Annotated in this window: 12 protein-coding genes; 4 read left to right on the top strand and 8 right to left on the bottom strand. The window is 70.8% G+C overall.

All coding sequences use genetic code 11. The features are described 5' to 3' along the window. Window positions 1–15: 15 nt before the first annotated feature. Both ACH4D5_RS23175 and ACH4D5_RS23180 read left to right on the top strand, forming a co-directional pair. Window positions 16–963, top strand: a complete 948-nt coding sequence (locus ACH4D5_RS23175) for a carbohydrate ABC transporter permease (RefSeq protein WP_398305633.1) — start codon at window positions 16–18, stop codon at window positions 961–963. Beyond that, window positions 963–1844 carry a carbohydrate ABC transporter permease gene (locus tag ACH4D5_RS23180; protein WP_398305635.1) on the top strand — a complete coding sequence of 294 codons (882 nt, stop codon included), beginning with the start codon at window positions 963–965 and terminating at the stop codon, window positions 1842–1844. Before ACH4D5_RS23175 ends, ACH4D5_RS23180 begins: the two co-directional genes overlap by 1 nt. 73 nt (window positions 1845–1917) lie before the next feature. Here ACH4D5_RS23180 and ACH4D5_RS23185 read toward each other — a convergent pair whose 3' ends face one another. The 8 genes from ACH4D5_RS23185 to ACH4D5_RS23220 form a co-directional block, all read right to left on the bottom strand. After that, entirely contained in the window at window positions 1918–2220 is a 303-nt protein-coding gene (locus ACH4D5_RS23185; RefSeq protein WP_362991708.1) for a putative quinol monooxygenase, read from the bottom strand. Between the two features lie 96 nt (window positions 2221–2316). Beyond that, complete coding sequence (locus tag ACH4D5_RS23190; RefSeq protein ID WP_398305638.1) at window positions 2317–3600, bottom strand: homoserine dehydrogenase; 1284 nt, start codon at window positions 3598–3600, stop codon at window positions 2317–2319. Beyond that, a complete protein-coding gene (locus ACH4D5_RS23195) occupies window positions 3597–4127 on the bottom strand; it encodes a flavin reductase family protein (RefSeq protein WP_398305641.1) in 531 nt (176 codons plus the stop codon). Before ACH4D5_RS23195 ends, ACH4D5_RS23190 begins: the two co-directional genes overlap by 4 nt. Continuing rightward, window positions 4124–4891 (bottom strand): transporter substrate-binding domain-containing protein, encoded by a 768-nt coding sequence (locus ACH4D5_RS23200; RefSeq protein WP_398305644.1) that lies wholly within the window; start codon window positions 4889–4891, stop codon window positions 4124–4126. The genes ACH4D5_RS23195 and ACH4D5_RS23200 overlap by 4 nt, the downstream gene beginning before the upstream one ends. Further along, window positions 4881–5435 (bottom strand): gamma carbonic anhydrase family protein, encoded by a 555-nt coding sequence (locus ACH4D5_RS23205; RefSeq protein ID WP_398305647.1) that lies wholly within the window; start codon window positions 5433–5435, stop codon window positions 4881–4883. Before ACH4D5_RS23205 ends, ACH4D5_RS23200 begins: the two co-directional genes overlap by 11 nt. A gap of 3 nt (window positions 5436–5438) precedes the next feature. Continuing rightward, complete coding sequence (locus ACH4D5_RS23210) at window positions 5439–6587, bottom strand: MupA/Atu3671 family FMN-dependent luciferase-like monooxygenase (RefSeq protein WP_398305650.1); 1149 nt, start codon at window positions 6585–6587, stop codon at window positions 5439–5441. Further along, window positions 6580–9594 carry a beta-ketoacyl synthase N-terminal-like domain-containing protein gene (locus ACH4D5_RS23215; protein WP_398305653.1) on the bottom strand — a complete coding sequence of 1005 codons (3015 nt, stop codon included), beginning with the start codon at window positions 9592–9594 and terminating at the stop codon, window positions 6580–6582. The genes ACH4D5_RS23210 and ACH4D5_RS23215 overlap by 8 nt, the downstream gene beginning before the upstream one ends. A 29-nt stretch (window positions 9595–9623) precedes the next feature. Next, window positions 9624–11474 carry a non-ribosomal peptide synthetase gene (locus ACH4D5_RS23220; RefSeq protein ID WP_398305656.1) on the bottom strand — a complete coding sequence of 617 codons (1851 nt, stop codon included), beginning with the start codon at window positions 11472–11474 and terminating at the stop codon, window positions 9624–9626. Window positions 11475–12038: 564 nt separating this feature from the next. On the opposite strand from ACH4D5_RS23220, the gene ACH4D5_RS23225 reads away from it, so the two are divergent. Then, window positions 12039–12755 carry an XRE family transcriptional regulator gene (locus ACH4D5_RS23225; RefSeq protein ID WP_398305659.1) on the top strand — a complete coding sequence of 239 codons (717 nt, stop codon included), beginning with the start codon at window positions 12039–12041 and terminating at the stop codon, window positions 12753–12755. A 140-nt stretch (window positions 12756–12895) separates the two neighbouring features. Next, complete coding sequence (locus ACH4D5_RS23230) at window positions 12896–13774, top strand: DMT family transporter (RefSeq protein ID WP_398306059.1); 879 nt, start codon at window positions 12896–12898, stop codon at window positions 13772–13774. The last annotated feature ends 60 nt before the right edge of the window (window positions 13775–13834 follow it).

The following is a 13834-nucleotide window of genomic DNA, read 5'->3' on the forward strand; positions in this document are numbered from 1 at the left end:
AACGAAGGAGTTTCCGTGTCGCTGAAGGCCCCTCCGTCCCCGGCCGGGTCCGGCCGGGGACGGGGCGGGCGCGCACCCAGGCCGGTGAGCCGCCGCAGCGGCCTGGCCCGGCTCGGCCCGCTGCCCTGGATAGCGCCCGTCATCCTGCTGATCCTCGCCGTCGTCGTCTGGCCCGTCGTCGAGCTGATCCGCACCTCGTTCCTCAACATCTCCATCTCCGGCAAGGTGCGCGGCAGCGCCGGGACCGACAAGTTCAAGAAGCTCTTCGAGGAGAGCGACTTCGGCGCCGTCCTCACCTGGACCGTGATCTGGACGGTCGTCGTCGTCACCGCGACGATGCTGCTCTCGCTCGCCCTCGCCCAGCTCTTCAACCAGAAGTTCCCCGGCCGCCGCATCACCCGCTGGGCGCTCATCGCCCCCTGGGCGGCATCCGTCCTGATGACCGCCATCGGCTTCAAGTGGATGCTCAACCAGACCGCGGGCGTGCTCAACACGCTGATGCTCGACCTCGGCCTCATCGACAGCTCCAAGGACTGGCTCGGCAAGCCGGAGACCGCCTGGCCGTGGATGATGGCCGTCGCCGTCTTCGTGTCGCTGCCCTTCACCACGTACACGCTCCTGGCGGGCCTGCAGACCATCCCGCAGGACGTCTACGAGGCGTCGCGCATCGACGGGGCCGGGACCTGGCAGACGTACCGCCACATCACGCTCCCGATGCTGCGGCCCGCCTTCCTCGTCGGCGTCGTCATCAACCTCATCAACGTCTTCAACTCCTTCCCGATCATCTGGGCCATGACCCAGGGCGGCCCGGGCTACGACACCTCCACGTCGATGGTGTTCATGTACAAGCTGAAGGAGACCGACATCGGCGAGTCCGCGGCCATGTCGGTCGTCAACTTCCTGATGGTCGTGGTGCTCGTGCTGATCTTCCTGAAGGTCAGCCGGTGGAACGAGGAGGACTGATGGCCACCGCGACGGCGACCCGCCCCGCGCCCCGGAAGGACGGCGGGCAGAAGAAGCCCCGGCGCGCCTTCCGGCCCCGCACCCTGGTCATCACGGCCTGCGCGTGGCTCCTTGCCGCGGTCTTCCTCGCGCCGTACCTGGAGATGATCGTCACCGCGCTCCGCCCCAAGGAGGAGCTCCGCGACCGCACATACCTGCCCCAGAACCTGGAGTGGGCCAACTTCATCGACGTGTGGAAGGAGTCCGAGCTCGGCCAGAACCTCCAGGTGACGCTGCTCGTCGCCGGCGGCGCGACCCTGCTGGTCCTGCTCGTCTCGCTGCCCGCCGCGTACTACACGGCCCGCATGCGCTACCGCGGCCGCAAGCTCTTCCTGCTCCTCGTCCTCGTCACCCAGATGTTCCAGCCCACGGCGCTCCTGGTCGGCCTCTACCGCCAGTTCCACCAGCTGGACATGCTCAACTCGGTCTGGACGCTGATCCTCACCAACGCGGCGTTCAACCTCGCCTTCGCGGTGTGGATCCTGACGGCCTACATCAGCTCGATCCCGCCGGAGCTGGAGGAGGCCGCCATGGTGGACGGCACAAGCCGCTTCGGCGCCATGATCAAGGTGACGCTGCCGCTCGCCCTGCCGGGCGTCGTCACGGCCGTGATCTTCACCTTCATCACGTCCTGGAACGAGTTCGTGATGGGCCTCACCCTGACCACCGAACCGGACAAGCAGCCGCTGACGGTCGGCATCAACAACTTCATCGGCAACTACACGGTGCAGTGGAACTACCTCTTCGCCGCGTCCGTCGTGGCGATCGTGCCGGTCATCGTGCTGTTCGCCTTCATCGAGAAGCACGTGGTGTCGGGCCTCACGGCAGGCTCCGTCAAGTAGTCGGCGGATACGCGGAACGGCCGTCCGGAGGGCTCCGGACGGCCGTTCTTCGGGTTACGGGTACGGGCGCGCGTCAGGCCAGCGGCTCGGCGTCGAGCCGTACGACCTGGGCGGGACCGGCGCGGAACGCGGGGCTCGCCGCGTCGGCCTCGACCATGTGCGGGGTGGCGTCGTGCGCGTCGAGCGCCTCCTGCGACGCCCACCGCTCGATGAGGACGAACCGGTCGGGCTCGCCGCTCACCTGGTGCAGGTCGTACTGCAGGCAGCCGTCCTCGGCCCGGACGAGTGGCGCGAGACGCTCGAAGGCGGCGATCTGCTCCTTGCCGCGGCCCGGCTGGGTGGTGATGTGGATGACGAGCTGGATCGGCTGGGACATGGGTGGGACTCCTCTGGTGCTGTGCTGTGCTGTGCTGTGCTGTGTCGTGCTGTGGTGTTGTCGTTTTGTGCGGCGTCAACGGGCCGCCGGTGATGGCTACTTGTAGATGCGCAGCACCCGGCCCACCCGCCGCACCTGGCCGAGGCCCCGCAGCTCGTCGAGCGCGGCGTGCAGCGCGTGCTCGGGTGCGGGGAACGTGATGAACACGATGCGGGCCCGCGACTCCGAGCCGTGCTGGTCCACCGTGCGGATCGACACGCCGTGCCGCGCGAACACCCCCGTCACCTCGGACAGGACGCCCGGCGCCTCGTCGACGTCCGCGCGGACGTAGTACGAGTGCACCAGGTCCCGCGTCGGCCGCATGACCGCGGGCGGGCCGACGGGGACGCGCCGGTGCGTGCCGCGCACCAGCTGGTCCGCCGCGCCCGCCACGTCGCCGAGGATCGCGGACGCGGACGGGCGGGGGCCCGCCCCGTGCCCGTAGAACATGAGCTCACCGGCGGCGGAGGTGGTGAGGAACACCGCGTTGAAGCTGTCACGGACGCTGGCCAGCGGGTGCTCGCGCCCGATCAGGGCGGGGAAGACCTGGGCGCCCACCGCCCCGCCGCCGGAGAAGCGCTCCGCCACGGCGAGGAGCTTGATGTCGAACCCGAACCGGTCGGCCAGCTCGAAGTCCTCCCGTTCGAGCCCGGCGATGCCTTCCCTGCTGACGTCGTCCGCGACGACCGACCGGTTGAAGGCCAGCGAGGCGAGGATGGCGATCTTGGACGCCGCGTCGGCGCCCTCGACGTCTGCGGTCGCGTCGGGCTCCGCGTACCCCAGCTCCTGCGCCTTCGCCAGCGCCTCGTCGAAGTCGAGGCCGTCGGCCGTCATCCGGGTCAGCATGTAGTTGGTCGTGCCGTTGACGATGCCGACCACCCGCGTCACGTCCTCCGCCTGCAAGGACTCCCGCAGGGGGCGCAGGATGGGCACCGCGGCCACCGCGGCGGCCTCGAAGAAGAGGTCGACGCCCGCCCGGTCGGCCGCGGCGAACAGTGCGGGGCCCGCGCTCGCGATGAGCTCCTTGTTGGCGGTCACGACGGGTTTCCCGGCGTCAAGGGCCGCCATGACCAGCTCACCGGCGGCCGACGTGCCGCCGATCAGCTCGACCACGAGGTCGACGTCGTCGGCCTTGACCACGTCGTGGGCGTCGCCGGTGAACAGCTCCGCGGCCAGCGCGGGCGGCCGCGGCTTGAGCGGATCGCGCACCGCTATTCGTACGAGCTCGAGCGACAGGCCCGTGACGGACTCGATCGCCGCCCGCCGCTCGACCAGCAGCGCGGCGAAGTCCGCCCCCACCGTGCCGCAGCCGAGGAGCCCGATCCTGACCCGGTGCGTCATGCCGGCACCCCCCGGGCGGGGTCGTGGCAGGGCTGGTGGGTCCCGAAGCGGCGCCGGTGGTAGACCAGCGGCGCCCGGCCCGCCGCGGCCTCCGCGGCGTCGACGCGGCCGAGGACGATGACGTGGTCGCCGCCGTCCGCGAAGTCGGCCACGGTCGAGGCGATCCACGCCGACGCGCGGGCGACGCGGGGCAGGCCGTGCTCGATGCTCCAGGACGTCCCGCGGAACTTGTCGGCCCCGCCCTTGGCCGCGAACGACATCGCCAGGTCGCCCTGGTCGGCGCCGAGCACATTGAGCCCGAAGCGCCCCGACTCACGGATCACCTCAAGGGTCCGCGACCTTCTGTCCAGGCTGACCAGGACCATCGGCGGGGAGACCGACAAGGAGGAGAAGGCGCTGACGGTCGCACCGCACGGCGCGCCGTTGTGGGCCAGGGCCGTCACGATCGACACGGGCGTCGCCACGCCGGCCATGACGTCCTTGAACGTGTCCTGCAGTACGGAGGGAGCGGTGTCGGTGGTGTTCATCGCGGGTGCCTGTTCCGGTCGGGGGAGCTCGTCGGATCGGGGAGCTCGTCGAACCACGTGTCGAGGAGCGTGGGGTACGCGTCGGACGCGAACACGTCGGCCAGCGCGGCGTCGACGGCACGGACGAACTCCGGGTCGTCCTTCCGCAGGAGGAATCCGTAGCTCTCCTCGCCGAGCCGCACGTCGAGCAGGCTGACGTCGTCCCCGGCCCGGCCGGCGCCGCGCAGCAGGGACAGGAGGATCACCTCGTCCGCCACGATCGCGTCGACGAGCGGGTCGTCGAGGAAGGCGTCCAGGGCCGCCCCGATGGACGGCACACCGGTGAAGGTGAAGGCGAAGCCCGGGTCCGGTGCGCTTTCGAGCGCGGCCTGGCTCGTCGATCCCTGGATGCCGACCACGCGCAGCGGGCCCGCCCGCACACCGGACTTCACGGCGACCCGGTGCGAGGTCCGGAAGATCGGCCTGCTGAACGCGTGGCGCCGCAGCCGCTCCTCGGTGATGGTCGTCGACCCGCACTCGATGTCGATGCGGCCCTCGGCGAGCAGGCCCTCCCTCGTGGTGGACGTGACCTCGACGGCCTCGATCCGCGGCACCGGCTCCGTGCCGTCGAAGACCTTCGCGAGGACGAGGCGGGCCAGATCGACGGAGTAGCCGACGGGCTCGAAGGCCGTGCCGTCCGTGCCGGGGGCGACGTAGGAGAACGGTGGAGTGTGCCGCTGGAACCCGACGCGGAGGGTCCCACGCTCGCGTGCGCTACTCGACAACGCCGGCCGCCTCGGGGCGGGGGCCGAGGGGGCGCAGGCCCGCGCGGTACCGCGCGGCCAGCTCCCGGTACTCGGCGGCCGTCTCGTCGAGCACGGCCACGTCACTGTCGCTCAGCGTCATCAGGACGGTCGCGGGGTTGCCCGCGATGAGGCTCCTGGGCGGGCGGACGGGCCCGGCACTGAGCACCACACCCGCGGAGACCCGTGAACTCGCCCCGACCGAGACGCCGTTCAGCAGGACCGCGCCGATCCCGACGACCGTGCCGGCCCCGACCGAGCAGCCGTGCAGGACCGCGCTGTGGGCGATCGTCACGTCGGGCCCGATGGTCAGCGGCTGCCCGGGGTCCGAGTGCAGCATCGCGTGGTCCTGGATGTTCGACCCGCGGCCGATCCGCACACTGCCCTTGTCGCCGCGCACGGTCACACCGGGCCAGAGGCTGACGCCCTCCTCGATCTCGACGTCCCCGATCACCACGACGTCGTCGAAGGCGTAGACGCTGGGGTGGATACGCGGCTCGATGCCCTCGAAGCTGTACGTCTTCACGGCTCAGGCCCCCTTCTTCGGCAGCAGCGGGGAGAGGCGGGCGAGGCTCGCGAGCACCTCGTCCTTGGAAAGTCCGAAGTCGACGAGGCAGGCGACCTCGTCCACGCCCATCTCGTGGAAACCCTCAAGGGTCGCGCGGGCCTGCTTCGCATCACCGATGAGGGAGCTCGACGTGACGTACCGCTGGAACACCATCTCCAGGAATTCCTGCCGGTCCCGGTCGAGGCTCCGCAGCGTCTCGGACTTGTCGCGCGACTCGCTCTGGCCGGAGGTCGCGTGCTGGGTCACGAAGGAGCTCAGGTACTCGATCATGGCCGGCCTGACCGTCTCCACGGCCTCGTCCATGTCGGCGCCCACGTAGGTGTGCAGCATCAGCGACACGACGCCGGAGTCGGGGTCGAGCCCCACCCGGGACCGCGCCTCGCGGTAGATGTCGATCCGCTTCTTCAGCTCGGGCGGGCCGAAGTTGATGAGCGCCGACAGGACGTTGAAGCCGTTCTCGCCCGCGAACCGCCACGCGTCCTCGCTCTTGGACGAGGTCAGCCAGACGGGCAGCTCCGGCTGGACGGGCCGCGGGAAGGTCAGGATGTCGTGGCTCTCGCCCAGGGCGTCGGTGCGCTGGACGGTGTTCCCGCGCCACAGGTCCTGCAACTGCTCGCGCGACCGGTTGAGCACCTGGGCCCGGTCCTCGAACGCGTCGGGGTTGAGGACGAAGTCCCGCGCGTGCCAGCCGGGCGCCACCGCGAGATCCACGCGCCCGCCGGACAGGTTGTCCACGAGCGCCCACTCCTCGGCGGCGCGCAGCACGTTGTGGAGCGGGAGGTTGATGCTGCCCGCCCGGATCCGCACGTTCTCCGTGATCATCGCGAGGGCGGCACCGAGGACGGCCGGGTTGGGATAGGCGCCGCCCGCGTCGGTGAAGTGCCGCTCCGGCGTCCAGATGGCGCCGAACCCGGCCCCGTCGACATAGCGGGAGACTTCGAGCAGCAGGTCGTAGGGGTCACTGTCGCCGCTCAGCCCGGAGAAGAAGATGACGCCCAGGTCGGGCAGGGACGGCGGCGGAGGCGCGTCGGCGGCGGGCTCGGACCCGGACCTCAGCTTCGCCTTGAGGCTCGCCAGCTGTCCGGCGTCGAGGAAGGAACTGTCAGACACGGGCGGGCTCCTGGAGCAGCAGTGACTTGATGACGTTCGTGGTGGCCGCGACCGAGCTGTTCTCGTAGAAGTCCCGGACGGAGAAGTCCAGTTCGAACGTCTCGCGCAGCTTGTTGATCAGCTGGATGGCCATGAGAGAGTTCCCGCCGAGCTCGAAGAACTCGCGGTCGTGGTCGGCGGCCGGGCCCCCGAGGAAGGTCTCGAAGACCTTCGCGACGACCTTGCGGATCTCTTCGGTCGGTCCGTCGAGGTCGTCGTCGGCAGGTGTCGCCGAAGGCGCGGCCACCGGAGCGGAGGCGGGTGCGGGGGCGGGTGCGGAAGGGGCCGGGGTCGCGGGCGCAGGCGTGGCGGGAGCGCTCACGTCCTCCGTCCCGAAGCCGAGTACCGGCTCCACCCAGTGCACATGCCGTTCGAACGCGTACGTCGGCAGGGGCACCATCCGCGGGGCGCTCGCGTACTCCTCGATGGGCACCTCGGGGTCGACGGCCCAGCCGAGCGCGACCGCGTCCGCGAACGACTCCTCCTCGTGCTCCGGCTCGCCCAGGGTCTGCGCGAGGTCGAGGCCAGGACCGGACTCGGACGCGAGGTTGGCCCGCACCAGGTTGCTCATCGAGCGGCCGGGGCCGATCTCGACGAACCTGCGCACGCCCGCCTCCCGCAGCGTCTCCATCGACCCGGCGAAGTCGACGGGGCGCAGCAGGTGGTCCGCCCAGTAGTGCGGGCTCCTCGCCTCGTACTCCGTGAGGAGGCGGCCGGTGATGTTCGAGACCAGCGGGATGCGCGGCGCGTGCAGGGTGACGGTGCCGAGGAACTCGCGGAACGCTTCCGCGGCGTCCCGCATGAGCGGCGAGTGGAAGGCGTGCGACGTCGCGAGACGCTGGTGCCGGACCCCGGCGTCGGCGGCCCGTGCGGCGGCCGCCTCGACGGCCTCGTGGGTGCCGGACAGCACGTGCTGGGCGGGCGAGTTGGTCGCCGCCACCACGAGGTCGCCGCCGGCCAGGAGGTCCGCGAACGCGTCGAGGCGGTCCACCGCGAGCATCGCCCCGCTCGGGCAGCGCCCCATGAGCCGCGCCCGCGTCGCGACGAGCGCCGCCGCGGTCGGCAGGTCGAAGACGCCCGCGACGGTCGCGGCGACGATCTCGCCGAGGCTGTGGCCGAGGACGTGTCCCGGCCGGACGCCTGCGTCGATGAGCGAGGTCGCCAGGGCGTACTCGACGGCGAAGAGGAGCGGCTGTGCCACCGAGGTGTCGATGCCGTCGACCTCGCCGTCGGGGCCGAGGTGGGCCCGCACGTCGAAGTCCGTGTGCTCGTTCACCGCGTCGACGGCCTCGTCGAGCCGCCTGGCGAAGTGCTCGTTCGTCGCGGTGAGCGCGGCGCCCATCGCCCGGCGCTGCGTCCCCTGCCCGGCGAAGACGAACGCGATCCCGGCCGGGTCCGCCTCGGCTCCCCGGTGGTAGCGCCCGGCGCGCAGCCGGGTGATCGCCTCGGCCCGGTCGACGGCGGCCAGCGACGCGCGGTAGGGGTGCAGCGTCCTGCCCTCGCGCAGCGTGTACGCGGCCGCGGCGAGGGAGGTGTCCGGGTGGGCGGCGAGGTGGTCGGCCAGCGCGGCGGCCTGGTTGCGCAGGGCGGCCTCGGACCGGGCCGAGAAGGTGAGGACGCTCGGCCCCTCGGCGGCTCCGGGGACGGTGGCGGGCCCGTCGGCGGCCTTGGCCGGGTCCGGCTCGAAGCTCTTGAGGATGACGTGGCCGTTCGTACCGCCCATGCCGAAGGCGCTCACCCCGACCCAGTTGTCCGTGTCGCGGTCGAGGGGCAGGCCTTCGGTGGTGACGAAGTAGCGCGAACCGTCCAGCTCAAGGGCCGGGTTGACCTCGTCGACGTTCACGGTCGGCGGCACGTACTTGTGCTTGAGGACCAGCGCCGCCTTGATCAGGCCGATGATGCCCGCGGCGATGTTGAGGTGGCCGAAATTGCCCTTGAGCGAGCCGATGCCGCAGGGGTCGCCGTCGAGGCCGTACGCCTGCTTGATCGCCTCGATCTCGATGGGGTCCCCGAGCGCGGTGCCCGTGCCGTGCGCCTCGATGTACGCGATGTCCGTCTGCTTGGCGCCGGAGATCTGGAGGGCGTCGCTCAACACGTCGACCTGGCCGGAGACGCTGGGTGCGGTGAAACTCACCTTCTCCGCACCGTCGTTGTTCACCGCGGAGGCGGCGATCACGGCGTGCACCTCGTCGCCGTCGGCCACCGCGTCGCGCAGCCGCTTCAGCAGGACGAGCCCGATGCCGTTGGTGAAGACGGTGCCGTTGGCGCCGGAGTCGAAGGGCCGGCAGACCCCGTCGGGCGAGAGCACGCCGCCGACCTGGTGGCGGTATCCGGCCTGCTGCGGCAGGCGCACGTGCACGGCACCGGCGATGGCCGCGTCGCACTCGTCGAGGAGCAGGCTCTGCACGGCGGAGTGGACGGCCACGAGCCCGGTCGAGCACGCCGTCTGCACATTGACGCTGGGGCCCCGCAGATTCAGCTTGTACGAGGTCCGCGTGGCGAGGAAGTCCTTGTCGTTGCCGTGCCGGATGACCATTTCGCCGAGGGATTCGACCAGGTCGCGACGGCGCAGGGCACCGAAGAGGTACGTGCTCATCCCGGAACCGGCGAAGACGCCGATCCGCTGCCGGGTGCGGTGCGGATCGATGTTGGCCCGCTCCAGGAGCGACACCGACGACTCCAGCATGAGGCGCTGCTGCACGTCGAGGATGTCCGCTTCGCGTGGCGAGTAGCCGAAGTACGTGGAGTCGAACTCGGCGAGGCCGTCGAGGACTCCGGCCCGCTTCACGTAGTCCGGGCGCGAGCGCTGGTCCGCGGGGACGCCGGCCGCGGCGACCTCCGCGTCCGTGAGGTCGCTGATGGCGCTCTCGCCGGCCACCAGCTTCCGCCAGAACTCCTCGACGCCGTCGGCCTGCGGCAGCCGGCACTCCATCGACACGATGGCGATCAGCTCGTCGTCACTTTCCATGTTCATCCTTGCTCGGGTAAAGGGAGTGGTTACGGGCGGCGACGGGCGCGCCGGGTCGACAGCACACGGCTCCGCGTGGCGCGGCCCACGGCGGCCGGGGCGCTCGGCGCGCGGTCGCGCGGCTCGTCGGTCACGGAGGTGAGGAAGCGCCGCTGGGCGTTGAAGGACGCGTGCTCGAAGAGGCGGACGAGCGGGAAGCGCACGCCGAACTCGCGCTGGAGTTCGGAGTGGAGGACCACGATGGTCAGCGAGGTCCCGCCGACGTCGAAGAAGTTCGCCTCGCGGTCGGCCAGCGGCCCCGCCCCGCCACCGGCCACGTCCAGCCAGATGCGTTCGAGCCGGTCGGCCACCGAGCGGCTCTGCTCGCCCGGCTCCCGCGCGGCGGCTGCCCGCTCGTCGGCGGCGCGCCGGGCCCGCTCCTGGACGTGCACCCGGGCGGCCTCCGAGAGCGCCTTCCGGTCGGCCTTGCCGTTGGGCAGCTTCGGCAGTTCGGGCAGGAAGAGGAAGGCGGACGGGAGCATGACGCTCATCAGGCGCCCGCCCAGATAGTCGCGGAGCTCCCGCTCGGCCGAGGCGTCGCCCTCCACGACGGCCACGATGACCTTCGTGAACCGGTCCTCCTGCGCGCAGACGAACACGTCGCGGACGCTCGGATGCGACTGGATCGCGGAGCGGACCTCCTGCAGCTCGATGCGGACACCGGCGATCTTGATCTGGTCGTCGGCCCGGCCGAGGATCTCCAGGCCACCGTCCGCGCCGCGCCGCCCGAGGTCTCCCGTCGGATAGGCGACGACCCGCTCCCCGTCGATCCGCAGCTCGACGAAGGGCGAGACCATCCGGCCGTCGACCAGATACCCGTGCGAGGGGTGGCCGGCGGCGATGTGGATCTCACCGGCGGTGCCGTCGGGGCACACCTCCCGCTTCTCGTCCAGCACGAGGCTGCGCGAGCCGGGGAGGCTCTGGCCCACGGGCTGGATCCCGGGGGCCGGGTCCCGCGGGACGCGGTGGAAGTGCTGGGCCAGCGTCGTCTCGGTGGGGCCGTAGAGGTTCACCACCTGGCACTCCGGGAAGAGCGTCTGCCAGCTGCTCACCAGGGCGCCGTCCAGCGGCTCGCCCGCGAAGAAGGAGAGGCGGACGGTGGGCAGCGGCGCGGTCTGCGCGGCGGCGGACAGCCACACCTTGCCGAGCGAGGGCACCAGGTGGAAGCCCGTGATCTCGTTGTCCCGCAGGAAGGCGAGGACGCCGTCGGCGTCGAGGTGCCGCTCGTCCGGGACGCACAGCGTGGCGCCCGATATCAAGGGCGTCAGGGCGTCGCGGAACCAGACGTCGAAGGAGAGATTGGTGAGGTGGGCGAAACGGTCGTCCGGGCCGATGCCGAATTCGGCCGACTGCCACTCCAGGAAATGGGAGAGGCCCGTGTGGCTGCCGACGATGGCCTTGGGCCGGCCGGTGGAACCCGAGGTGAAGGCGATGTACGCGTAGTCCTCGTCGTCCAGGTCCGCGGGTGTGGCGCCCTCTTCCCCGGGGGCGAGGGGCCGCAGCGCGACGCGGTGACCGTCCGCGCAGTCGACGGTCGCGCGGGCGGGACCGGAATTCAGCATCGTCTCGCGCCGCACTTCGGGCAGCGAGTCGTCGACGAGCATGACGATCGCCCCGGACATCCACACGCCGAGGACGGCCACGACGGCCGCCGCGCCGCGCCGCCCGAGAATGCCGACGACGTCGCCCCTGCCGATGCCCTGCGCCCGCAGCTCGTCCGCCACCTGCCCGGCGCGGGCCAGCAGCGCGGAGTACGACATCGAATCGGCAGAAGAGGTGATCGCGGTCGCGTCAGCGAATTTCTCGCACGCCCGCTTCAAAAGGGTGTCGACCGCCTGCACGGGTAACTCTCCATGGGATGGGGTTTCGGCCTGAAACGGAAGCGAAACAGAATCGGAAACGAAACGGAGAAGGAAGCGAATCGGAGACGAATCGGAACCGAATCGGGAACGAATCGAAGGAGGAATCGGAGACGGAACGAATCGGAAACGTTCTCCGTGACATCTGGCGATGATGCTTCCAGTGAAAAACGATCACCGTCAAGCGGCAAATATCTGCCGCCTCGCACCGCATGGCATCGCGTAACCGGCAAATATTTGCCGCTCGTTGGGCGACCCGCGCTGCCGCACCGGCCCACCGGCAGGTCAGGGGCGCGGGTGCCGGAGATCACACTGCGTGCTCTGGGAGTGACGGTAGTATGCGGGCTCGGCCGTGATGATCTTGTTTCGGCGGGCCCGTTTCCATTTCGGGCCCGTGCGCGACGCGTGTATGGCGCAACTGAGAGGTAATTCCAGGTGGTTCAGCACACCGCGAGGCTCCCGGACTTGTTGCGTGCGTGGCGGGCCACCGCCGGAAAGAAAATGCAGCGCGGCAAGCCGCTGCCCCAGAAAGAAGTCGCCCGGCGCATGGAAGTGAGCGAGCGCTGGTACCGCAATCTGGAGAGCGACGCGGGCGTGCCGCTCACGCCCGACGCGCTGATGCGGCTCTCCACGGCGCTGGCGCTCGGCCCGGACGAACGCCTGGCCCTGTACGGGAACGTGCACGCCGACGCCGACCCGGCCGTACCCGGACGCACCGTCGACGGAGCGCCCCGGTGCGCCCTCTCCCAACTCCTCGCCACCCAGGAGCAGTTCCCCGGCTACCTCGTCGACCAGGCCTGGAACATCCTCGACCACACGCCGACCATGGCCACCTGGTTTCCGTGGGTCCTGGAGCCCGGCGCCAACCTCCTGCGCTGGGTCCTCCTCTCGGCCGAGGCGCGCGAACAGCTCACCGACTGGCCGGGCCATGCCGGCGTCTACCTCGCCCAGCTGCGCTTCGCCCTGGTCACGAGCCGCGGCGACCGCCAACTCGGCGCGCTCCTCGACGAAGTGCTCGACGACCCCGAGTGCCGGAGCAGATGGAGCCAGGACCTCAACGTCATCGCGTACCGGCAGGGCCACCGCTTCAGACTGCGCCTCCCGCACGTCTCGGCGGAGGAGATCACCGTCACGTCGCAGGTGCTGCTCCCCGCGTACCGGCAGGAGATCCGTTACGTCCTCCTGCTGCCCGACCCCGCAACCCCGACCCCCATCCCCACCGCGGGCCCGGACCCGGTGACTTCCAGGAGGACACGAACGTGAGCCGAGAGTCGGGAACAACACCGGGAACAACAGGGGCGGCACAAGAGGCGGCGACGCCAGAAGCGGCGGGCACGCCGACAGCGGCCGACGCTCCCGAGCAGCCGAAGAAGAACGAGCAGCCGAAGAAGAGGGAAGGCCTCGTGCTCGCGGCCGCCTCCGTCACGGTGGTGCTGTGGGCCTCGTCGTTCATCTCGATCCGCAGCTCCGGCGAGCACTTCGGCCCCGGCGCGCTCGCCTTCGGCCGCCTCGCGGTGGCGTCCCTCGTGCTCGGCGCCATCCTGCTGGTCCGGCGCGAGGGATTCCCGCCCCGCGAGGCCTGGCTCGGCATCGCCGCCTCCGGAGCCCTCTGGTTCGGCGCGTACATGGTCGCGCTGAACTGGGGCGAGCGGGAGGTGGACGCCGGGACGGCCTCCATGATCGTCAACGTCGGGCCGATCCTGATGGCGCTCCTCGGCGGCTGGCTGCTCAAGGAGGGCTTCCCGCCGAAGCTGATGGCCGGCATGACGGTCTCGTTCGCCGGGGCCGTGGTGGTCGGCATCGCCACCTCCGGCGGGGGCGAGTCGTCCTCTGTCCTCGGCGTGCTGCTCTGCCTGGTCGCGGCGGTGGTGTACGCGGTGGGCGTGGTGCTGCAGAAGCCGACCCTGAAGCACGCCACACCGCTGCAGGTGACGACGTTCGGCGCGCTCGTCGGAGCGGTGGCGTGCCTGCCGTTCGTCGGGCAGTTCGTGTCGGAGGTGGGCAGGGCCCCGACGTCGGCGACGCTCCAGGTGGTGTATCTGGGCGTCTTCCCGACCGCCCTCGCGTTCAGTACCTGGGCCTACGCGATCTCCCACAGCACCGCGGGGAAGATGGGCACGACGACCTACGCGGTGCCGGTGCTCGTCATCCTCATGTCGTGGCTGTTCCTCGGTGAGGTGCCGGGCTGGCTCGCGCTCCTCGGCGGTCTCCTCTGTCTGTCCGGTGTCGCCGTGTCGCGCATGCGCGGCAAGCCGCGCGAGGAGAGCTCCGCCGACTCCTGATTTCCGTCAACGACTTGACTGCGGCAGCTCCTTCAGCGGAGTTTGGAGTTCACAACTTGT

The sequence above is a fragment of the Streptomyces sp. NPDC018029 genome (assembly GCF_044327655.1).
Classification (GTDB): domain Bacteria; phylum Actinomycetota; class Actinomycetes; order Streptomycetales; family Streptomycetaceae; genus Streptomyces.